Annotated in this window: 24 protein-coding genes; 12 read left to right on the top strand and 12 right to left on the bottom strand. The window is 58.3% G+C overall.

The genetic code is table 11. From position 1 onward, the window contains the following. The first annotated feature begins 18 nt into the window (after nucleotides 1–18). The gene (locus ACR0MP_RS14245) at nucleotides 19–519 is read left to right on the top strand and encodes a flavin reductase family protein (protein ID WP_170405186.1); all 501 of its coding nucleotides are present in this window, start codon (nucleotides 19–21) and stop codon (nucleotides 517–519) included. On the opposite strand, the gene ACR0MP_RS14240 is transcribed toward ACR0MP_RS14245, so the two are convergent. From ACR0MP_RS14240 to ACR0MP_RS14230, 3 genes are read right to left on the bottom strand one after another with little or no spacing between them, the layout of a single operon-like run. Continuing rightward, the gene (locus ACR0MP_RS14240; RefSeq protein WP_170405182.1) at nucleotides 516–995 is read right to left on the bottom strand and encodes a DUF6505 family protein; all 480 of its coding nucleotides are present in this window, start codon (nucleotides 993–995) and stop codon (nucleotides 516–518) included. The two genes, ACR0MP_RS14245 and ACR0MP_RS14240, sit on opposite strands and share 4 nt — an antisense overlap. Further along, nucleotides 992–1,690, bottom strand: a complete 699-nt coding sequence (locus ACR0MP_RS14235; protein ID WP_170405178.1) for a biotin/lipoate--protein ligase family protein — start codon at nucleotides 1,688–1,690, stop codon at nucleotides 992–994. Before ACR0MP_RS14235 ends, ACR0MP_RS14240 begins: the two co-directional genes overlap by 4 nt. Further along, entirely contained in the window at nucleotides 1,687–2,748 is a 1,062-nt protein-coding gene (locus ACR0MP_RS14230; RefSeq protein ID WP_170405176.1) for an Mrp/NBP35 family ATP-binding protein, read from the bottom strand. The genes ACR0MP_RS14235 and ACR0MP_RS14230 overlap by 4 nt, the downstream gene beginning before the upstream one ends. A gap of 132 nt (nucleotides 2,749–2,880) precedes the next feature. On the opposite strand from ACR0MP_RS14230, the gene ACR0MP_RS14225 reads away from it, so the two are divergent. Next, nucleotides 2,881–3,609: a hypothetical protein gene (locus tag ACR0MP_RS14225; RefSeq protein WP_480886040.1), complete on the top strand. Its 729-nt coding sequence runs from the start codon at nucleotides 2,881–2,883 to the stop codon at nucleotides 3,607–3,609. Here ACR0MP_RS14225 and ACR0MP_RS14220 read toward each other — a convergent pair. Continuing rightward, nucleotides 3,603–5,558: a 4Fe-4S binding protein gene (locus ACR0MP_RS14220; RefSeq protein ID WP_480760310.1), complete on the bottom strand. Its 1,956-nt coding sequence runs from the start codon at nucleotides 5,556–5,558 to the stop codon at nucleotides 3,603–3,605. The genes ACR0MP_RS14225 and ACR0MP_RS14220 overlap by 7 nt on opposite strands. Before the next feature lie 250 nt (nucleotides 5,559–5,808). Between ACR0MP_RS14220 and ACR0MP_RS14215 the strand changes: the two genes are divergently transcribed. From ACR0MP_RS14215 to ACR0MP_RS14170, 10 genes are all read left to right on the top strand, one after another. Further along, the gene (locus ACR0MP_RS14215) at nucleotides 5,809–6,363 is read left to right on the top strand and encodes a DUF3305 domain-containing protein (protein WP_170393358.1); all 555 of its coding nucleotides are present in this window, start codon (nucleotides 5,809–5,811) and stop codon (nucleotides 6,361–6,363) included. Beyond that, a complete protein-coding gene (locus ACR0MP_RS14210) occupies nucleotides 6,360–6,941 on the top strand; it encodes a DUF3306 domain-containing protein (protein WP_170393359.1) in 582 nt (193 codons plus the stop codon). The genes ACR0MP_RS14215 and ACR0MP_RS14210 overlap by 4 nt, the downstream gene beginning before the upstream one ends. Nucleotides 6,942–6,945: 4 nt before the next feature. Next, nucleotides 6,946–7,557: a molecular chaperone TorD family protein gene (locus ACR0MP_RS14205; RefSeq protein WP_170405167.1), complete on the top strand. Its 612-nt coding sequence runs from the start codon at nucleotides 6,946–6,948 to the stop codon at nucleotides 7,555–7,557. Nucleotides 7,558–7,613: 56 nt separating this feature from the next. Further along, nucleotides 7,614–7,802, top strand: a complete 189-nt coding sequence (locus tag ACR0MP_RS14200; RefSeq protein ID WP_170393361.1) for a ubiquinol-cytochrome c reductase iron-sulfur subunit N-terminal domain-containing protein — start codon at nucleotides 7,614–7,616, stop codon at nucleotides 7,800–7,802. A gap of 105 nt (nucleotides 7,803–7,907) precedes the next feature. After that, nucleotides 7,908–10,802, top strand: coding sequence for a formate dehydrogenase subunit alpha (locus tag ACR0MP_RS14195; protein WP_170393362.1), 2,895 nt, complete (start codon nucleotides 7,908–7,910; stop codon nucleotides 10,800–10,802). A gap of 11 nt (nucleotides 10,803–10,813) precedes the next feature. Then, nucleotides 10,814–11,407 carry a formate dehydrogenase FDH3 subunit beta gene (gene fdh3B / locus ACR0MP_RS14190; RefSeq protein ID WP_037307340.1) on the top strand — a complete coding sequence of 198 codons (594 nt, stop codon included), beginning with the start codon at nucleotides 10,814–10,816 and terminating at the stop codon, nucleotides 11,405–11,407. Between the two features lie 73 nt (nucleotides 11,408–11,480). Next, on the top strand, nucleotides 11,481–12,689 hold the full coding sequence (locus ACR0MP_RS14185) for a formate dehydrogenase subunit gamma (protein WP_170405163.1): 1,209 nt from the start codon (nucleotides 11,481–11,483) through the stop codon (nucleotides 12,687–12,689). Further along, complete coding sequence (locus ACR0MP_RS14180) at nucleotides 12,690–13,952, top strand: c-type cytochrome (protein WP_170405161.1); 1,263 nt, start codon at nucleotides 12,690–12,692, stop codon at nucleotides 13,950–13,952. 13 nt (nucleotides 13,953–13,965) lie between these two features. Further along, nucleotides 13,966–14,091, top strand: coding sequence for a hypothetical protein (locus ACR0MP_RS14175; protein WP_255612119.1), 126 nt, complete (start codon nucleotides 13,966–13,968; stop codon nucleotides 14,089–14,091). After that, the gene (locus tag ACR0MP_RS14170) at nucleotides 14,092–14,964 is read left to right on the top strand and encodes a helix-turn-helix transcriptional regulator (RefSeq protein ID WP_170405158.1); all 873 of its coding nucleotides are present in this window, start codon (nucleotides 14,092–14,094) and stop codon (nucleotides 14,962–14,964) included. Between the two features lie 39 nt (nucleotides 14,965–15,003). On the opposite strand, the gene ACR0MP_RS14165 is transcribed toward ACR0MP_RS14170, so the two are convergent. From ACR0MP_RS14165 to ACR0MP_RS14130, 8 genes are all read right to left on the bottom strand, one after another. Then, nucleotides 15,004–15,819, bottom strand: coding sequence for a substrate-binding domain-containing protein (locus ACR0MP_RS14165; RefSeq protein WP_170735241.1), 816 nt, complete (start codon nucleotides 15,817–15,819; stop codon nucleotides 15,004–15,006). 22 nt (nucleotides 15,820–15,841) lie between these two features. Continuing rightward, entirely contained in the window at nucleotides 15,842–16,576 is a 735-nt protein-coding gene (locus ACR0MP_RS14160) for an ATP-binding cassette domain-containing protein (RefSeq protein ID WP_170510881.1), read from the bottom strand. Beyond that, nucleotides 16,569–17,282: an ABC transporter permease gene (locus ACR0MP_RS14155; RefSeq protein ID WP_170421167.1), complete on the bottom strand. Its 714-nt coding sequence runs from the start codon at nucleotides 17,280–17,282 to the stop codon at nucleotides 16,569–16,571. Before ACR0MP_RS14155 ends, ACR0MP_RS14160 begins: the two co-directional genes overlap by 8 nt. 161 nt (nucleotides 17,283–17,443) lie before the next feature. Then, complete coding sequence (locus ACR0MP_RS14150) at nucleotides 17,444–18,433, bottom strand: ABC transporter substrate-binding protein (RefSeq protein WP_480886044.1); 990 nt, start codon at nucleotides 18,431–18,433, stop codon at nucleotides 17,444–17,446. Between the two features lie 59 nt (nucleotides 18,434–18,492). Next, entirely contained in the window at nucleotides 18,493–19,338 is an 846-nt protein-coding gene (locus ACR0MP_RS14145) for an ABC transporter permease (protein WP_170610228.1), read from the bottom strand. Next, entirely contained in the window at nucleotides 19,335–20,252 is a 918-nt protein-coding gene (locus tag ACR0MP_RS14140) for an ABC transporter permease (protein ID WP_170405143.1), read from the bottom strand. The genes ACR0MP_RS14145 and ACR0MP_RS14140 overlap by 4 nt, the downstream gene beginning before the upstream one ends. Continuing rightward, nucleotides 20,249–20,680 carry a GNAT family N-acetyltransferase gene (locus tag ACR0MP_RS14135; protein ID WP_170405139.1) on the bottom strand — a complete coding sequence of 144 codons (432 nt, stop codon included), beginning with the start codon at nucleotides 20,678–20,680 and terminating at the stop codon, nucleotides 20,249–20,251. The genes ACR0MP_RS14140 and ACR0MP_RS14135 overlap by 4 nt, the downstream gene beginning before the upstream one ends. Continuing rightward, nucleotides 20,680–21,477, bottom strand: a complete 798-nt coding sequence (locus ACR0MP_RS14130) for an ABC transporter ATP-binding protein (protein WP_170405134.1) — start codon at nucleotides 21,475–21,477, stop codon at nucleotides 20,680–20,682. The genes ACR0MP_RS14135 and ACR0MP_RS14130 overlap by 1 nt, the downstream gene beginning before the upstream one ends. Between the last annotated feature and the right edge of the window lie 24 nt (nucleotides 21,478–21,501).

The raw sequence follows: 21,501 nt of genomic DNA, 5'->3' as shown, positions 1-21,501 counted from the left end.
CCCATGTACGAGCGCGCGATGACTGAAAAGACCTTCATTCCCAGCCCCGAGCAAAGCCTTGCCTTTCGCGAGGCCCTGAGCTGTTTCGGCACCGGCGTCACCGTTGTGACCACAAATACCTCCGAGGGCCCTGCAGCAATCACGGTGAACTCATTTGCGTCTGTATCGCTGGACCCGCCGCTGGTCCTGTGGTGTCTTGATCGGGATTCGAACCGGTACGACGCGTTCCACAACTGCGAATATTACGCGATCCACGTAATGGCGCAGGACCAGCACGACCAAGCATTGCAATTCGCGCGAAACGGGTTCGATTTTTCCCATGCGGATTGGCAGGAGGATGACGCCGGGCGTCCCCGACTTGCGGAATGCCTCGCCCGCTTCGATTGCCGTCTTTCGGCCCGTCATGAGGCAGGTGACCACCTGATCCTTGTTGGTCATGTTGAACAGGTCATGCATCGCCCAGGTCAGGGGCTGATCTTCAAGCGCGGACAATTCGGCGGCTTCGCCGATCTGATCTAATCGTCCAGCGAGCCGTGGACGGCCAACGCTTCAAGTTGCGCCTCTTGCGGGGCGATCACGCGGAATGCCTCGTGCACGCCTGCACCCGTCAGCTCTCGGGCGACGGTCAGCAATGTGTTCGGGGCATGATCTTCGCACAGCTCGGACATATGCGAGATTTCGGCCTGCGCCACTTCTAACGCGGCTTCAACCGAAGGCGCGCCGTAGAATTGCACGAAATGCTCGGCCAGATATTGCGTGATCTGGTTAATCTCGGCCTGCTCGACCCGCGTAACGGCAACAAATGTAACGCGCCCGAAGGTTTCAAGCCCCAGCCATCCATTGGCAAAGGCCTGACGCGCCTTACCTTCCAGATCAGCCTCACTCCAGTTCGAAAACTCGAATCCGCCCGAGATGCACCATTCACCGGTTCTTGCGGGTGAATGAAACACGTTCATATCGCTTTCATCAAAATGGATAGCACGGGCGAGTTTCATCTGGCGGTCTCCAATAATTCTGTCAGCGGGCGTATATGTGTGTCCGCGCCGTCGCGGATCAGCATACCGAAGCGCTCATCGGTGCCCAGAAAGACACCCCCTTCTCCAATAGGTTCTCCGACACCGCGCAGCAGCCCCATCCACTCAGCGTGAAGCGGCGCGTTACCGTCCTCGTTCCAGCGGTTCAACCAGGTCAACATGTGACGCGACCAGCTCTCGACCAACTGCGTCGCAGAAACCTCGGCGCATCCTTCATCATAGAGCGAGGTAACATCCGGTGTTTCCCCCGGTGCATCGCTGGTTTGAAGCAAGGCCAGTTCCCAACCAACGATCAGCCAATCGGGAACCTCATCCACCTCGGCAGACGAGGCTGAGACTTTTATTGTCCCACATTTTGCACCGTTTACACAGATCAGCCCATCCCAACCAAAGTGCACCGCGACCTCGGGCGGGGCCAGCGCGCCCAGCGCATTCTGGAACCCAACAACACAAAGCGGCAGCATCGCCATAGCATCCTGCAACGGAACCTCGGGCGCGAATACAATCGCAACGCGCAGACGATCCGCCTGAATATTGTGGACCACAGTTCCCGCGTCACAGCCCAGCGCTGCCATCGCCTGGGCACGCTCGAACGGGTCTTCGCCAGCCTTGGCAGGTTGCCCTTTGAGCAATGGGGGAAAGACCGGCTGGGTCACGCGTTGCCCTTGGCAATCATGTCGCGGGCGATCTTGCGGAAGGCTTCGGCTTGCGGGCTGTCAGGTTTGCTGACAACGATGGGGGCACCCCCGTCGGCGGCAACTCGGATATCCAGATGCAGCGGAATTTCCCCTAGCAATGGCACGCCCAGCGCCTCGGCTTCTGAGGCAACACCGCCATGGCCAAAGACATGTTCTTCGTGTCCGCAATTCGAGCAAATATGCGTCGACATATTTTCGATCATCCCAACAATGGGCGTCTTGAGCTGGTTGAACATATCGATCCCCTTGCGGGCGTCGATCAAAGCAACATCCTGTGGGGTTGAGACGACAATGGCTCCATCCACCTGAAACTTTTGGCTCAGCGTCAGTTGCACATCGCCGGTTCCGGGGGGCAGATCAACGATCAACACATCCAATGCGCCCCATTGCACCTGACTCATCATCTGCTGCAAGGCGCCCATCAGCATGGGGCCACGCCAGACAACCGCCTGCCCTTCGTTGGTCATTAACCCCATCGACATCATGGTGACACCGTGATTGCGCAGCGGTAGGATCGTCTTGCCATCTGGGCTGGCCGGTCGCCCCGACACGCCCAGCATCCGGGGTTGTGAAGGGCCATATACGTCTGCGTCCAACAGGCCTACGCGACGGCCTTCAGCTGCCAGCGCGCAGGCAAGGTTGGCCGACACGGTGGACTTGCCCACGCCACCCTTGCCCGACGCAACCGCGATGATCCGGTCCACACCGGGAACGGCCTGCGGTCCGGTTTGTGAGGGCTTGGGCTTGGGCTTCAAATCAGGCGGCGCCTTGTCCGAATGCGCGGTCAACATTGCCGAGACCTTGGAAACACCATCAACCATCTGCGCCGCCTGTTCGGCTGTGGCTCGTACGGGCTCCATCTTCTCGGCCTGTTTGGGATCGATCTCCAGCACAAACCGAACGGTATCGCCTTCAACATTCAATGCACGCACGATACCCGCGCTCACAATATCCTGACCAGAAACCGGATCGGTAATCTTCTTCAAGTTTGCTAGAACTGCATCACGGATGCTCATGCCGTCTTCCCCTTGATCCGCCCCGCGCTGGGCGCCTTGCGTATCGACAGAATATAGTCGCCGCTCATTGCATGTGTCTCCGTCTCATTTTGTACATTTGACGCATCGGGTCAGCCACCGTTAGGCTTAACCATGCGCTTTGTCCTGTTGTGCCTGAGCCTGACGCTCACCGCCACCCCCTCTTGGTCGCAAGAGGCATTGGGCCTTGCCGCCCCGGATGAGGTGACAAACTCAGGTCTTTTGCAACATATTCTTCCGCGCTTTTCTCTCAAGACCGGAATACGTGTTGTTGCGGATGAAAGCGGCGTCATGTCACTGGCCCCAAGTTCGCCCGGCGATCCGGTCTTTGCCCGTGACGGGGTGGTCTATCATCTAAGAATCGACGACAGCGCCAAGCAGGTAAGGTTTCGTGAATGGCTACTTTCCGACATTGGCAGACGGACGGTTGAAAACTTCATCCCCGACGAGGGCACGCCCTTTAGCGCAAGTTTCGAAACTGCCACTGTTACCAAAGAGGTCGTGGTCGACGGAAACGCGCTGCTTGGCGAAGATCTGTCGATGATCCATTGTGGCCGGTGCCACGTAATCGGCCCAAAGAATCGGATGAACGGGCTGGGTTCGACCCCGTCTTTCGCAGTGCTGCGCGCTATGCCCGACTGGTCGGAACGGTTTCAGGCGTTCTTTGCCCTGAACCCACACCCAGCTTTCACGCAGATCGAGGGCGTCACCGAACCTTTCCCGCCCGAGCGCCCCTCGCCGATCCATCCGGTCGAGATGAGCCTGGATGACCTCGAAGCAATTCTGGCTTTCGTGACCGCCATGCGCGCCGCCGATCTGGGCGCGCCACTGCAACTTCAGTGATCCTTGCGCTTTGAAAGGTAATCATCCGTTGTGACAACCCGTGGTCTGGGGGCGGATTGAAATGGATTGTCAGCGCTATGGAACTGGGCGTTCACCCGGCAATTGTCGCACATCTGGATCATCCGCGCCTGATCCGAGGTCGCGAACATCGGATGTGTGCCCGACAACTTTTCCATGATCCGCTCAACCGTTGATTTAACGCCAAACGCTGCGCCGCATTCGACGCATTCAAAGGGTTCCTCTTCATTCAGCACCTGTTGTGACAGCGCTTGGTCGCTCAGATCAAGCTGGGGCACTAGTGTGATCGCCTGTTCTGGGCAGATCGTTCGGCAAATCCCGCATTGCAGGCAGGCGTCCTGCTGGAAATTCAACTGCGGCTTGTCCGGGTTATCGATCAGCGCCCCCGATGGGCAAAGGGACACGCAACTCAGGCACAATGTACAGGTGTCGGTATTCACTGCAATCGCGCCATAAGGCGCGCCCTCGGGCAAGGCCAGCGGCACCTCGACCTCCGGGTTCAAAGCTTGCCCCGCCAGACGCGCTATTTGACGACGATTACCCAGTGGAAGCACCGGATCAATCAATGGCTGCGGAACATCTTGCGCATAAAGCAGATCTGCCAGCGCATCCGGGTCGGTTTCATCGATCAGACTCAGTGCGTCTTGCACTGCGATAGCCCGAGCCAGCTCTAATTCACGATCAAGCGCGTCCCGTTCGGTCTTAGGGCTAATCAGGATATCGGCGCGCGCAAAGCCATGCGCCAGCGCTGCGAGCATCTCGGCATGTCCAAAGCCCGAAACCACGTTCAGCTCCAGCGGAATGACATCCGCTGGCAGTCCTCGTCCAAACCGGGCCGCCATCCGGATCATCTGCGCCCCATGGGCGTCGTGCACCAGCAGTCGCGGTGCAACGCCGCCCGCGCGCCGGAAGGTCCGGGCCAGTATGTGCATCCGCGACAATACCGCCGAGACCGGAGGATCTTCATATGTGATGGCAGTCGACGGGCACAACGCCGAACACTCACCGCACCCGGCGCAAATCATCGGATCAATGGCTACATGATCGCCAGCCGGTGTGATCGCACCGGTCGGGCAGACGTCCAGACAGTTTGAACACCCCGTTTGTTCCGCTCGCGAATGGGCGCAAAGCGTCTCATCCAATCGGACATAGAGCGGTTTTTCAAAGGTCCCGACCAGTTGCACCGCTTCAAAAGCAAGACGCGCGACGGCCACCGCATCTCTGGGATCAGCGCGCAAGTACCCCTCGCGCTTTTCGGGGGCATTAACCAAAGGTGTTGCTCCGGTCAGATCAACAACAATGTCGCAACGCGACGTTGCACCGTCACGGGGTGCGCTCCAACCAAATTCTCCGCGTCCGCCGGGATCCAGTTGCTGCACTTCATCCAGATGCCAAACAAATCCACCCAGCGCGCCGGTCAGTCTGCGTATTCGTGCGCGCGCAACGTCATAGTTGCGGCTTAGCGGTTCTGCATCGTCAACCAAAAGCACAGTCACGGCCAACACAGCGGACAGCTGTTCGGCCAACGGAAAGACAACCTCTCCGGGCCCCACAATACAGCAGGTACCTTCACTGATGACATCGAAACTTGGGGTCACTGGCTGCGGCAGTAATGCCTCAGCCGCGAGCGCAGCCATTTTGGGGGTTGCATTGGTCCCCTGTTCGGACCAGCCAGCTCGGTCGCGCAGATCGACAAATCCGGGCGCTTCAACACCCAGTTCCTCGGCAAGCTCGCTAAAAACTGCACTTTCCTGAGCGCAGGCAAACACCACCTGCTCATCGCCCGTCATCAACTCGGCGGCAGTTTGAATCTGGCGCGTACAAAGGGCGGTATGCACCTTCGAGCACTCCGTATCGCAGGCTGCAGAAATACCATCTGCGTTCAGGGACTGCGTCCCCTCGCAATCACACAATATGAGCTTGCTGGCCATTTCCCCTCCCGACGCTGCGTTCTGCCCCATCAGCAGCTTAGACCCAATCCGCGCCGAGGCAATGCGAAGCATCAGAGAAAAACCCGATATGTGCATTATTTTTCATCACAAATCGCCATCAAAACCTGAAGTTGGAAATAAACTCTAAGTGAATGTCTCATATTAGGCGAAACTAGACTTGGCAGGTCGCCAATTTATGTAACATAGTACATCAATGGAAGGCAGGGGAGAGCCTTCCGGGGAGGAGCCAGTGGCCAAGGCCGCAAGCCGGACTGAAATGACAATTGGCGTCGTCGTGCGCAGAACACCCGGGGTGACACGCTGGGCGCGTTGGAACTGGCGCGCGGTCGCTGTTTTGCCAGGTGCAAAGCCTGCCGACTGGCAAGAGTTGCGACGTGAAGGTGAGGCCATCGAATACCATGCAGCCACCCTGCCCCTCACCCTGTGGGCCGATGAAACCGAAGCCTACATGGTCAACCTGTCGGACGGTCAACCTTCGCTGTACCTGGTTTTGCGGGATGAGCTGAAAGGCGAAACACCCCTGAATGCCGTATTGATCACCGCCTCACCGTTCGAGGGTCAGGATTATGCGGATACCGGCGAAGAGATCGTTGAGAAGATTCCGATGACCGAAGGGTTGATTGCATGGCTCCGCGATTTCACCCTGCAGCATCATCAGGACGAGGTGTTCATAAAACGTAAACGGGACAAGAAACGCACCGATCTGGTGGAAGACGGCAAGGGCGATGCACGAATCCGGCAGGATTCAGATGTCTACCGGGCTCCGCGTCGGGTGCTGCAATGACCCAGGCCCGCGATTTCTGGTCCCGCCGCAAGGCCGCCGTTCAGGCCGAGACCGAAGCAGAAGCTTTGGCCGCAGAGGAACAGATTATCACAACGCGGCAAGCTGAGTTGGAGGAAAAAAGCGACGCCGAAATTCTGGCCGAGTTTGATCTGCCCGATCCCGACACGCTGGAAGCCGGCGATGATGTCTCGGGCTTCATGGCCAAAGCTGTACCTAACCGTTTGCGCCGCCGCGCCTTGCGGCGCCTATGGCGGTTGAATCCTGTTCTGGCCAATGTCGACGGGCTGGTCGATTACGGCGAGGATTATACCGATGCGGCCTGCGTGATTGAGAACATCCAGACCGCGTATCAGGTTGGCAAGGGTATGTTGGCGCATGTCGAAGCGCTCGCTGCCGAGGCAGAAGTGTCCGAAGCAGAAACAGAAGCTGACATGCCCGAGGCGATCGAGTCAGGTGAAGAACCGATCAACGCCGTCGAACCAGAACCGGAAGCCCCACAGATGGTTGAAATGGAAGAGCCAGAGGAAATCGAACTCCCCCCTGCTCCACGCCGTATGAAATTCGAATTCGAAGGATAACTCTATGACCGCAGACAACGCGCAAACATTGGATATCTCGACTGAGGATCGTCTGCGTGCGGATTTCTATAATTTTCTTGGCCTGCTATTGGCCGGTCCACCCGATCAGTTGCTTTTGGATCAGATGGCCGGGCTAAGCGGTGATGACTCGGTTCTAGGTCAGGCCATTCAGGCAATGGCACGGGTGGCCAAGGTGACCAAGCCTGCCGCCGCAGAGCGCGAATTCAACGCACTGTTCATCGGATTGGGCCGAGGCGAACTGCTGCCTTATGCCTCTTTCTACCTGACGGGATTTCTGAACGAAAAACCCCTGGCGCAGCTGCGCAATGACATGGCCGCGCGGGGCATCACCCGGGCGAAGAATGTTTATGAACCCGAAGACAACATCGCCTCGCTAATGGAAATGATGGCGGGCATGATCGTCGGTCGGTTCGGCGCGCCCGCCACGCTGGAAGATCAAAAGGCGTTCTGGAGCAAACATATCGGGCCCTGGGCCGCGCATTTCTATTCGGATTTGGAAGGTGCCGAGAACTCGGTTCTCTACGCCTCGGTCGGCACGGCTGGTCGGGTGTTCATGGAGATCGAACGTGAAGCCTTTCGAATGACGGCGGCCTAGCCCGCCATTCGCCGGTGCCTTTAGGCACCAAACCGCAATTGGGACAGGAGGAGCCCATGAGCAAGACCAAGGAAGAAGGCGCAACCCGCCGCGACTTCCTGAAACTGGCCGGTACCGCAGCGCCCGCTGCTGTAGCCGCCGCCAGCCTGTCTGGGAAAGCCGAAGCAGCCGAACTGCCGACGGACGAAACCCGGATGCAGGACACCGCGCACACGCGCGCATACCTCGACAGCGCCCGGTTCTGACCCGGACGTAGTCATACCCGACTGACGGTTGCGATTGGCCCTGAAGTCGGTTTCGCGAAGTACCAAGCCAGCCATGGGTTACATGGCCAGCAAGGGAGGAAAGAAATGCTTAGGAAAAAGACCAACGGGGTTGCGAGACGCCCCCAGCGGACAAGTATCCTGTCCCAGGTCGGCGAGAAAACCGTCGATCGCCGCGCATTCTTGCGTGGCTCGGGCCTGACGATCGGCGGCCTTGCCGCGATCAGCGCCACGGGTGGAACCGTGACGCCCGCCAGTGCCCAGACAGCGGCAAACACCGCCGTTGAGAATATCAAATCCGTATGCACTCACTGCTCGGTCGGCTGCACGGTCGTTGCCGAGGTACAGAACGGAGTCTGGATCGGGCAAGAACCCGGCTGGGACAGCCCATTCAATCTGGGTGCACACTGCGCCAAGGGGGCCTCGGTCCGCGAGCACGCCCATGGCGAGCGCCGCCTGAAATATCCGATGAAAAAGGAAGGTGGCGAGTGGAAGCGCATCAGCTGGGAAGAGGCGATCAACGAGATCGGCGATGGCATGATGAGCATCCGCGAAGAATCCGGGCCGGACAGCGTGTACTGGCTGGGGTCTGCGAAGCACAATAACGAACAGGCCTATCTGTTCCGCAAGTTCGCCGCCTATTGGGGCACGAACAACGTGGACCATCAGGCCCGTATCTGCCACTCGACCACTGTCGCGGGTGTTGCGAATACATGGGGCTACGGCGCCATGACCAATTCGTACAACGACATGCACAACAGCCGGGCCATCTTCATCATCGGTGGTAACCCGGCCGAGGCGCACCCCGTCTCGCTGCTGCATATCCTGCGCGCGAAAGAGCAGAACAATGCGCCTTTAATCGTCTGCGACCCGCGCTTTACGCGCACCGCGGCCCATGCGGATGAATATGTCCGCTTCCGCCCCGGCACAGACGTTGCGCTGATCTGGGGTATCCTGTGGCACATCTTCGACAACGGCTGGGAGGACAAAGAGTTTATCCGCACCCGTGTCTGGGGGATGGACCAAATCCGTGAAGAGGTTGCCAAGTGGAACCCGGATGAGGTCGAACGTGTCACCGGCACGCCCGGCTCGCAGCTGCGCCGCGTCGCACGGACCATGGTGAACAACCGCCCCGGTACCGTTGTATGGTGCATGGGTGGTACGCAGCACACCAACGGCAACAACAACACTCGCGCCTACTGCGTGCTTCAGCTTGCGCTTGGCAACATGGGCACCTCGGGTGGTGGCACCAACATCTTCCGCGGCCATGACAACGTGCAAGGCGCGACGGACCTTGGTGTTCTGTCCCACACCCTGCCCGGCTACTATGGCTTATCCAAAGGCGCATGGGGTCACTGGGCACGAGTCTGGGGTGAAGAGCCCGAGTGGCTTGCAGGCCAGTTCGCCACGATCAAGGATAAGGAAGGCAAGGATAAACCGCTGCAGAATGAGCGCGGCATCCCGGTTTCCCGCTGGATCGACGGTGTTCTCGAAGACCCAGCTAACATGGATCAGGACAACAACGTCCGCGCCATGGTTCTGTGGGGCCACGCGCCCAACTCGCAGACCCGGATGACGGAAATGAAGACGGCGATGGAGAAGCTGGACATGCTGGTCGTGATCGACCCGTATCCCACCGTCTCGGCCGTGCTGCATGACCGCACCGATGGCGTCTATCTGCTGCCCGCCTGTACGCAGTTCGAAACCCGTGGCTCGGTCACGGCCTCGAACCGATCGCTGCAGTGGCGGGACCGCGTGGTCGAACCTCTGTTCGAAAGCCTGCCGGACGAGGTCATCATGGCCAAGTTCGCCAACAAGTTCGGCTGGGCGGATCGGTTCTTCCGCAATATCGAGATGGAAGATCCCGAAACCCCGAATGTTGAAAGCATCACGCGTGAGTTCAACAGCGGCCTTTGGACAATTGGCTATACCGGTCAGTCGCCGGAACGTCTGAAAAGCCATATGGCCAACCAGCACACGTTCGACAGAACCACGCTGCAAGCCATTGGTGGCCCCAACGACGGCGAGTATTACGGTCTGCCCTGGCCCTGCTGGGGAACGGCTGAGATGGGTCATACGGGGACACCAAACCTGTATGATATGTCCAAACCGGTGGCCGAAGGTGGCCTGACCTTCCGCGCCCGTTTCGGCGTGGAACGGGATGGTGACAACCTGCTGGCCGAAGGGGTCTATAGCGTTGGGTCGGAAATCCAGGATGGTTATCCGGAATTCACGATGCAGATGCTGATGGATCTTGGCTGGGACGGTGACCTGACGGCTGAGGAACGTGCGGCCATCGACGCCGTTGCGGGACCAGAGACCAACTGGAAAACCGACCTTAGCGGCGGTATCCAACGGGTCGCGATTGCCCATGGCTGTGCGCCCTTCGGGAACGCAAAGGCACGCGCGGTCGTATGGACCTTCCCGGATCCGATCCCACTGCACCGCGAGCCGCTCTATACAAACCGGCGCGATCTGGTGGAGGACTATCCAACCTACGATGACCGTCAGGCCTATCGTCTACCTACCCTTTATGCGTCGATCCAAAAGAACGACTTTTCAAAGGATTACCCGATAATCCTCACGTCTGGTCGTCTGGTCGAGTATGAGGGTGGCGGCGATGAGACGCGGTCGAACCCGTGGCTGGCTGAGCTCCAGCAGGACATGTTCGTCGAGATCAATCCGCGCGATGCCAACAACCTTGGTATTCGGGACGGATCACAGGTCTGGGTCGAAGGTCCTGAGGGCGGCAAGGTCAAGGTGATGGCGATGCTGACTAACAGAGTCGGCGCCGGTGTCGCCTTCATGCCCTTCCACTTTGGCGGCCATTTCCAGGGCGAAGACCAGCGGCACAAGTATCCTGCCGGTGCAGACCCCTATGTGCTGGGTGAAAGTACCAACACCGCCCAGACCTATGGCTATGATTCAGTGACCCAGATGCAAGAGACCAAAGCGACTCTCTGCAAAATCTGGTCAGCGTAAGGAGGACGATAATGGCTAGAGCAAAGTTTCTCTGCGACGCTGAACGCTGCATCGAGTGTAATGCCTGCGTAACCGCGTGTAAGAACGAGCACGAGGTGCCGTGGGGCATCAACCGCCGCAGGGTGGTGACGATCAATGACGGCAATCCGGGTGAACGCTCGATCTCGGTGGCCTGTATGCATTGTTCGGATGCGCCCTGCATGGCGGTGTGCCCGGTCGACTGCTTCTATCAGAACGAAGAAGGGGTCGTCCTGCACTCCAAGGACCTGTGCATTGGCTGCGGCTATTGCTTCTATGCGTGCCCCTTCGGCGCGCCGCAATACCCGCAGGCGGGCAACTTCGGATCGCGAGGCAAGATGGACAAATGTACCTTCTGTGCTGGCGGCCCCGAGGAAACGCACTCGACCGCAGAGTTCGCCAAATACGGTCGCAACCGGATCGCAGAGGGCAAATTGCCCATCTGCGCCGAGATGTGTTCTACCAAGGCCCTGCTCGCCGGCGATGGCGACGTGGTCTCGGCTATTTACCGCGAGCGTGTCGTCGCGCGCGGATTTGGTTCGGGCGCTTGGGGTTGGGGCACGGCCTACGATCAGAAAGACGGCTGACCCCGTCTACTAAAGCAAAACGGATGACCCGCAGATGTGGGTCATCCTGCATTGGATTTTTATTGAGGTTCCGATGTTGCGCTTATTCATCGCTTTCCTGCTTTCGCTAACGCTGACCCAAGTTGCGGGCGCTCAAACCAGTGAGGGGGCCGCCCCTGCGGATTCGACCGACCGGTCTACAACCGGCGGCGCGACCACGCTTGAGGACATTCTGGCCCGCCAGCGTGGCGAGAAGGTCGACAACAGCTACAGGTCTGAAAACACCGGTCAGGGCAATGTTGAAGGCCTGCTGGGACAGTTCGGCACCCATGGTGTTGCCTCTGACAGTGACGTCTACCGCGCGCTGCGTTACGGATCTGCGGACGTCACCGTTTCATCCCAGGGACCTGCGGACAGCGTGCTGATTCAAGACGGCGGCATGTGGTGGTTGAACTTCCGAACTGGCCCGTTGCGTGAATATGGAACCTACATTCTGGGCGGAATGCTTGCGATTATTGTGCTTTTCTTTCTGATCCGAGGAAAAATCCGCATCGACGGAGAAAAAACCGGCCGCACGGTCCTTCGTTTCAATAGTTTCGAACGTTTCGGTCACTGGCTCTTTGCCGGGTCGTTCCTTGTGCTCGGCATCACAGGCCTGCTGACCCTTTATGGCCGCGATTTCTTGATCCCGGTCTTTGGCAAAGAAGGGTTCGCCACTATCGCGCAAGGGTGCAAGTGGCTTCACAACAACCTCGCATGGGCCTTCATGTTGGGTCTGATAATCATCACCATAAACTGGATTGCCCATAACATCCCCAACAAGACCGACCTGAAATGGTTGGCCGCCGGAGGGGGCTTGTTCACCAAAGACAGCCATCCACCAGCCAAGAAATTCAATGCGGGTCAAAAGATAATCTTCTGGGCTTGCATTCTACTGGGTGTCTCTATCAGCCTGTCAGGCCTGTCGCTGCTATTCCCGTTCGAGCTGCCGATGTTCGCCAAAACCTTCTCAATCGCCAATTCGACAGGTATTCCGCAGGCGTTGGGTCTGAACCTGCCAGTGCAGATGTCACCGCAGGAAGAGATGCAATATGCCCAAGTTTGGCATGTCATGGTCGCCTACGTGTTCATCGCCATCATCATCGCCCATATCTACCTTGGCTCGGTGGGCATGGAGGGTGCGTTTGACGCCATGGGCACCGGTGAAGTCGAAGAACAATGGGCACGCGAGCACCACTCGCTGTGGCTGGAAGAGGTGCAAGAAAAAGAGGCTGGCAAGGCATCGGCCTCACCTGCAGAATAGATGCGCTGGCTCGCTCTTGCGCTTGTTTTGACCCCCCTGCCCGCCTGGTCCGAGTTTTTCACGCTCAAAGGCCATGGCGGGCCGATCATGGGGATCGCTTCGGCGCCGGATGGGCGTATCGCAACGGCCAGTTTCGACAATTCGGTCGGTCTCTGGACCGGACAGACACCGGAATGGCTGGAAGGGCACGAAGCGGCAGTGAACTCGGTCGTTTTCAATGGCACTGCAATCTATTCTGCCGGGGATGACTTCACCCTCCGCCGCTGGCCCGGCGGGGATGTAGTCGGGCAGCACAAAGGCAAGATTATCGGCATTGCAGCGTCGAAAACTCATATCGCGACGGCCAGCTGGGATGGCACCATCGGCCTGTGGCCGGTGGACGGGTCCGAGCCGACCCTGCTTGGGCCAATCGGCAGCGGGGTGAATGCAGTTGTTTTTACGCCGGACGGAAAGCAGCTTTATTCGGCAGGTGTCGACGGAGCGTTGCGTATCTGGGATGTCGCCAGCGGTCAGGAAACAAATCGCCTGATCGAGCATGGTTTTGGCATCAATGAATTGGTCCTGAACGCACATGACAACTGGATCGCCTATGGCACCGTCGATGGAGTGACACGCATCCTGAGCCTCGCCACCGAAGAAGAACATGACTTTACGTTGGATCGGCGCCCGATCCTCGCCATGGCATTGAGCCCCGATCGCAAGCTGTTGGCTGTCGGTGATGGTGAGGGCTTTATAATGGTCATCGACACGGCTGAATGGCGCATTGCACAAGATTTCCGCGCCACCCTGCGCGGTCCGGTTTGGGCGCTCGCTTTTTCTGCCGATGGTCAAAACCTTCACGCAGGCGGCATTGATGAGGCAATGTACAGCTGGCCCGTTTCAGCGCTGGGCGATCGCGAACAGATGGCCGCTGCCGAACCCAGCTTTCTGAAAGACCCAAGCGAGATGGGCAACGGAGAACGGCAATTTGCGCGCAAATGTTCGATCTGTCACAGCCTGACGCCGGATGGGGGTCGACGTGCGGGTCCTACCTTGCACGACATCTTCGGGCGGAAAGCGGGCACATTGCCCGGTTATTTGTACTCGGATACGCTGCAAGACTCTGATATCATTTGGAATGAAGAGACCATAAATGCCCTTTTCGACGAAGGCCCGGACCACTACATTCCTGGGTCAAAGATGCCGATGCAGCGGATCACGCAAGCACAGGACCGGATAGACCTGGTCGCGTTCCTGCGCAGCGCCACCGCACCGCAGGATTGAGCCGGAGGAGAACATGAAAGCCTTTCTGACCGCCGTCGCCGCGATGGTCGTGATCACTGTCGCCGCTCCTTACACGCTGGATCAATTCGGTTTCAGCGCCGCCGACAAAACGTCCGGTTCGGCTGTACGCCTCGACTGAATGCCGCAATACCTGACCACCCGCGAATTGGCGGATCTGCTGCGCATTGGTGAGCGGAAGGCCTATGATCTGGCATCCTCGGGCGAAATCCCCTGTGTACGCGCCATGGGCAAGCTGTTGTTCCCAAAAACCGAGATCATAGCGTGGCTCAACGCCTCACGCTCTGGCCCCGATGTCGTCGAACCACCCCTGCCGCCGATCGTGGCAGGTAGCCACGATCCCCTGCTGGACTGGGCTTTGCGGGAAAGCGGCTCTGGGCTTGCGACTTACTATGATGGGTCTTTCGACGGGCTGAATCGTCTCGCGGAGCGCAGCGCACAGGCGGCGGCCTTGCATATCCACGAACCGGAAGGCTTCAACACTCAGACCCTGCGCGACACGATTGGCGAAGCACCTGTGATCCTCTACCAGATTGCCAACCGGCAGCGCGGCCTGTTGCTGGCACCTGGCACCTCGGACATCTCGGGGTTTCAGGATCTGAAAGGCATACGGATCATTCTGCGGCAAGACAGCGCCGCCAGCCAGCGTCTGTTCGATGCACTGCTCGACGCCCACGGTCTGGGTCGTGATGATCTGAACACCCTGCCTGTTTGCGCCCGCACCGAAGAAGAGCTGGCCACCGCCCTGCGTGACGGCAAGGCAGAGGTTGGTTTTGGCCTCGGTGCACTGGCGCGCCCGTATGGGCTGAGTTTCGTGCCCACCCATTCCGAGCGTCTGGACCTTGCAATCTGGCGCCGCGCCTTCTTCGAGGCCCCCATGCAGACGCTGACCCAGTTTTTGAAATCCGAGCGTTTTACCGAACGCGCTGATGAACTAGGCGGCTATGATCTCGCAAATCTGGGTCGGATCCACCACAACGGCGCCAGTGGCTGATCTGTCGTCTAATCGCGGTTGCGCTAACCCAAGGCGAACTTACTGTGCGTTTGGAAAAAACAACTGCTCACCATCCAGCGTGTAAGACGCAATCGCCGCCTGTCCATCAGGGCCGATAAGCCAGTCGATAAACCTTTGCCCGGCAGCGGCGCGAACGCCGGAGTGCTTTTCAGGGTTCACGAGGATTACACCATATTGGTTAAACAGGCGCGGATCGCCCTCGACCAAGACCTCCAGATTGCCCCGGTTTCCGAAGGATAACCAGGTTGCCCGGTCGGTCAGAGCATACGCGTCCATGCCGCTGGCCACGTTCAGCGTTGCCCCCATCCCCGATCCGGTCTCGCGATACCAAGTCCCCGACGCCGCCGTCGGGTCAACGCCTGTCGCCTCCCAATTGCGCATTTCGGCTTTGTGGGTCCCGCTGTCATCCCCGCGCGAGGCAAAGGGTACCTTCGTTTCGGCCACAGCTGTCAAAGCGGTTGTAATGTCGTTGCCCCCGGCAATTCCGGCCGGATCAGATTTTGGGCCAACCAATACAAAATCATTGTACATGACATCGAACCGTTCGACGCCCCAACCGTCTGCCACGAACTGCTCTTCGGCGGGCTTGGAATGAACCAGAAGAACATCGCCATCCCCGTTGATTGCGTTCCTGATTGCCTGACCGGTCCCGACGGCTACAACGCGTACATCGATACCTGTTTCAGCCTCAAACCCTGGCAGGATATAGTCCAGCAGACCCGAGTTCTGCGTCGAGGTCGTGGATTGCACGACTATAAAGGGTTCTTCCGCCAAACCTGCGCTTGTGGTCAGTCCAAGTGCAACAATTGATGCCCGAACGAAATCAGGGATCATTCGAAGTCTCCATCTCTGTTAATCAAGTTACCAGACCGCCAGCCAGATACCGGCGCGACTCGTTGCTTTTTGGGGTTTCCAGCACCTGCTGTGCCCCCCCATGTTCAACCACATGCCCTGCCTGCATCATCACGATGTCAGATGCCAGGCGCCGCGCCTGCCCGATGTCATGCGTCACCATCACGATGCGCACACCCCGGGCCGAGGCACGCAGGACCATCCGCTCGATCATCTGCATGGCGCTTGGATCCAATGCGCTGGTGGGTTCGTCCAGAAACAAGGTCCTGGGGTCTAAGGCCAACGCGCGCAGGATCGCCAACCTTTGCGCCTCGCCACCAGACAGCGAACGCGCGGATTGACGTGCCTTGCCATCCAGTCCACCTTCGGCCAGCAAAGCTTCAATACGATGCCTGCGCAAGGCACGGGGCATCGATTTCCGCTTTAGCACAAAGTCCAGATTGGCCGCGACCGAGCGGCGCAGCAACACGGGGCTTTGAAACACCATCGCCTGCCGCGCTTTGTGGGCTGCATTCAACACAACACCGTCCTGACAGACACGCCCGCTGTCGGGTTGAATCAGACCATGCAGACAACGCAGCAACAGACTTTTGCCAGCGCCGTTTGGACCCAAGATCAAGGTCGGACCCGGGCCATCCAGGCACAAATGCGGGACATCGAGCAGCACCTTGCCTTCGCGTGCAATGTGCAACCCGTGGACCTCCAACATGCCCGGCACCTCGGTTACGACATCACGCATGGCGCAGCCCTTCCCGCTCGGCCCGCAGGGTCAATGCGCTGACCATCGCGTTTACCGCCACGGCCAAACCGATCAGGATCACACCCAAGGCCAGCGCCAGCGCCAAGTTCCCCTTCGAAGTCTCAAGCGCAATCGTGGTCGTCATCACCCGCGTCACGTGATTGATATTGCCGCCGACAATAATCACTGCGCCTACCTCGGCGATCGCCCTGCCAAACCCGGCCAGTAATGCGGTGACAAGAGCCAGACGCGCGTCCCACAACAGCACCGGGATCGAAGCCAACCGCGATACGCCGAGCGAGCGGAGTTGTTCAGAATACTCCTCGGCCAGCATCTCGACCACCTGCCGGGTAAGTGCGGCCATGATCGGCGTCACCAGCACCACCTGCGCTATGATCATTGCGGTGGGGGTGTAGAGAAGTTCCAGCACCCCCAGAGGACCGGATCGGGACAACATCAGGTAGACCAGCAAACCGACGACGACTGGTGGGAACCCCATCAGAGCGTTCACAAGGATAATCAGCGCCCGCCGTCCCGGAAACCGCGCGACGGCCAAAGCTGCCCCAATAGGCATCCCGATGACCGCCGAAATCAGAACAGCAAAGATCGAAACACGCAGCGACAACAACACAATTGCCCACAGCTCTGCATCCCCTTCGAGGATCAGCGAGAGCGCCTGAGTGAATTCTGATGCAAATCCCTGCATATTCTACAATTCATGCCGTATGCTGTGACAAAATGCTATGAATTACAGGGAAATACTAAAGGTTCTGGCCAGCAAGTACAGGCACAAATTCGACATTCAAAACTAAGAACGCGGCCCTGACGGGGCCGCGTTTGATTGGCACGTCTTTTGCTGTAGCTGGTTCAGTTCAGCGCAGCGTCGGTGATCTGATGTGTCCATGCCCCTTCAGGCTTTTTGGTGATAACCGGATCAGATCCGCCCGCCAGCAGGGTATCAACCGTGCGATCGAAATCGGCTGGATCCAGCGCCCCGTTCGACCCTGCGGTCAGCTTGGCAATCTCGCCCATCATGCGCTTTTGATGCTCTTCGGTCTGGGCACCGGTCGCATCGTTTTCGAGAACGATCTCGGCGGCTTCATCCGGGTTCTCTTCGGCGTATTTCCAACCCTTCATCGAGGCACGGACAAACCGTTCCATCTTGTCGGTGAAGGTCGCATCGCTCAAATTTTCTTCAAGCACATATAGACCATCCTCAAGCGTGGCGACGCCCTGATCTTCGTATTTGAAGGTTACCAGTTCTTCAGGCGTGACACCGGCATCAATGACCTGCCAATACTCATTGTAGGTCATGGTGCTGATGCAATCGGCCTGACGCTGCAGCAGCGGGTCGACGTTAAAGCCTTGTTTCAGCACTTCGACACCGCTGTCGCTTTTGCCATCGGTACCGATTCCCAGCTGACTCATCCAGCTCATGAACGGGAATTCGTTGCCGAAGAACCAGACTCCCAGCGTGCGATTTTTGAGATCTTCGGGCGAGGCAATCCCCGCATCTTTCCAGCAGGTCAGCATCATGCCCGAGCTCTTGAAAGGCTGCGCGATGTTCACCAGAGGCAGACCCTTTTCGCGCGCAGCAAGTGCAGCCGGCATCCATTCCACCGTAACGTCTGCTCCGCCACCTGCGATCACCTGTGTAGGCGCAATATCAGGACCGCCGGGCAGAATGGTGACGTCCAGCCCCTCTTCTTCGTAGAACCCTTTATCTTTTGCCACATAATAGCCCGCAAACTGCGCTTGCGTGACCCACTTCAATTGCAGTGTCACCTCATCCGCAGCAAGTGTCGCACTGGCTGCCAGGCTAAAGGCCGCAACCGCCCCACTGAGTAGCTTCTTCATCTTCATATCTCCTAGTTGCTTATGTTTGCCCCGTTTATGGGGTCTGTTGAATTATTCCTTTATCCTCGCTGCGACGGATGCCAGAAGGTCACCGCCTTTTCGATCATCGCCACTACGCCATAGAAGGCCGTCCCCGCCAGCGCGGCCACCACAATCTCGGCCCACACCATGTCCAGCGACAATTGCCCGACGCTGGTCGATATCCGAAAGCCCATGCCCAATGTGGGGGAGCCAAAGAACTCAGCCACGATAGCGCCGATCAGCGCCAGAGTGGTAGAAATCTTTAGCCCGTTGAAAATAAACGGCATCGCGGCGGGGAGGCGAAGTTTCAGGAAGCTCTGCCAATAGGTGGCGGCATAGGTCTCCATCAGATCGCGCTGCATCGTTGTGGCTTCGCGCAGCCCTGCCACCGTGTTCACCAGCATCGGGAAGAACACCATCACTACGACGACCGCCGCCTTGGAATGCCAGTCGAACCCGAACCACATCACTAAAATGGGTGCGGTGCCCACGATCGGCAGCGCTGCAACAAAGTTGCCGACGGGAAGAAGCCCGAGGCGCAGGAAATCCCATCTATCCACGGCAATTGCCATGAGAAAGGCCGAACCGCAGCCGATGATGTAGCCGCTGAGTGCTCCCTTGATGATCGTTTGAACAAAGTCAGCCCAAAGTGTCGGCAAACTGTCCCAGAAACGGTCCCAGATGACCGATGGTGCGGGCAGGATGACCAAGGGCACTTCTAGTCCACGCACCACCAGTTCCCAGATGCCAATCACGGTCAGACCGAAGATCAGGGGCGCAAGAAACCGCACCATCCGTGTGTCAGAATAGGGTCCGCTGGCCAGAAGGCTGTTCAACCACCAGCCCAATAACCAGACTGCGATTGCACCAAGAATAGGTATCATTGTGCCATCCCCATTCGTTTCAGGACGGTCCGCTCGATCAGCCCCAGCAACCCGACGAGACAGGCGGCGAGAATGGCCGCAGCAAACAGCGCCGACCAGATCTGTACCGTCTGGCCATAGTAGCTACCGGCCAGCAGCCGTGCACCCAACCCGGCAACAGCCCCGGTCGGCAGTTCTCCAACAATGGCCCCGACCAGCGAAGCAGCGACGCCAATTTTCAGCGATGTGAAGAGATAGGGCATCGAGGCCGGCAGGCGCAGTTTCCAAAACCCCTGCGAACGGCTGGCATTGTAGGTTCGCAGCAAATCCAACTGCATAGCATCCGGGCTGCGCAGCCCTTTTACCATGCCTACGACGACGGGGAAGAAACTCAGATACGCCGAAATGATCGCCTTAGGAATGATCCCCTGAACCCCGACAGAATACAGAACGACAATGATCATCGGAGCCAGCGCAATGATAGGAATGGTCTGGCTGACGATCGCCCAGGGCATCACCGACAGATCCATCACCCGACTGTGCACGATCCCGACCGCCAGTAGGATGCCCAACCCGGTTCCGATAGCAAAACCCAGCATCGTGGCGCTCAGCGTGACCCAGCCATGATAAATCAGAGAGCGTTTCGAGGTGATTTTTTTCTCAATCGTGGTTTCCCACAGCTCAATCCCAACTTGATGCGGTGCAGGCAGCCGCGGGCGGTCCTGCTCCCATGTGGCTGGGATTGCAAACGCGTTGTTCAAGGCCAGACCGATCTCCCCCATGTCCCGGCGATCCTTGGCTGAAGGTGGTTGGACTTCAGCACCCGCGCGCTCCTGTTCAGTCAGAACCCCTTTGATATTCATAGGAATACAGGCCGCGTACCAGACAACGACAATGGCGGCGATCACGGTGAGGACTGCAATGATCTGCTTCATGCATGCCACTCCATCCGAATGACAGGCACCGTGTCAGGTGGCACCGGAGGCTCTCTTCCCGTCTCAACAAAGCCCTCGCGCCGATAAAACCGTTGCGCGTCGACATTTGGCACATGTGTGGTCAGCCAAAGATGGTCGCGCCCCTCCTTCGCCTTATCCAGCAATTGCTTGCCGATGCCCTGCCCAGTGCGCAAACAATACAGCGCACCAACTTTATGTTCGACCGGATCGACAGACATATAGCAATCAATCGGATCACCTGCGATCCAGATGTCCCTGTTCGGAAACGCCTCAAGGATCAGATCCGCCAGCTTTTCTTCTGGCAATTCCTCGGGTATCCAATCGGTCTGGGCGGCCCAGGTCGCGATGATGCGCGCGCAATCCCCCACATCTTCGCGGGATGCCCGCCTGATGCCTTTACCCGCCATCACACTTCATCCCCATGACCCGCTCGCAATCCTTCTCGCACGCGGTGGGCGACTTCGATAAACTCGGGCGTATCACGGATATCCAGAGGCCGCTCTTTCGGCAGAGGGCTATCGATCACATCCGTGATCCGGCCAGGCCGAGGGCTCATCACCACGATCTTGGTGCTGAGATACACCGCTTCGGGGATCGAATGTGTTACGAAACCGATGGTCTTCTCGGTGCGCGCCCATAATGCCAGAAGCTGTTCGTTCAGATGGTCGCGCACAATCTCATCCAGCGCACCGAACGGTTCGTCCATCAGCAGAATATCCGCATCAAATGCCAAGGCCCGCGCAATACTGGCCCGCTGTTGCATCCCGCCCGAGAGCTGCCAGGGGAACTTACCGCCAAATCCATCAAGATCAACAAGTTCCAGAACCTTTCTAACGCGTTCCTCCTGCTCGGCAGAGGAATAGCCCATGATCTCAAGCGGCAGCTTGATGTTCTTTGCAATGGTCCGCCACGGGTAGAGCCCGGCCGCCTGAAACACATACCCATAAGCGCGCTTTCGCCGTGCTTCGTCAGGCGTCATGCCATTCACGGTCAGGGCCCCGCCGGTCGGTGTTTCCAGTGCTGCGATACAGCGCAGGAACGTCGTCTTGCCGCAGCCCGAGGGGCCGATAAAACTAACGAACTCCCCCTTGCCAATCGACAAGTTCACATCTTTCAGCGCATGAATAGGCCCATCATTCGTCTGAAATGTAAGATCCAGCTGCCTTGCCTCAATAACGGGCTGAGTAGTATTTTCTGTATTCATTCGATTGCCTTGAAGAAGCTCAGA

The sequence above is a fragment of the Ruegeria sp. K3 genome, assembly GCF_056531845.1.
Note: the sequence above shows the minus strand (reverse complement) of the source record. Positions and strands in the feature narration are given on the sequence as shown.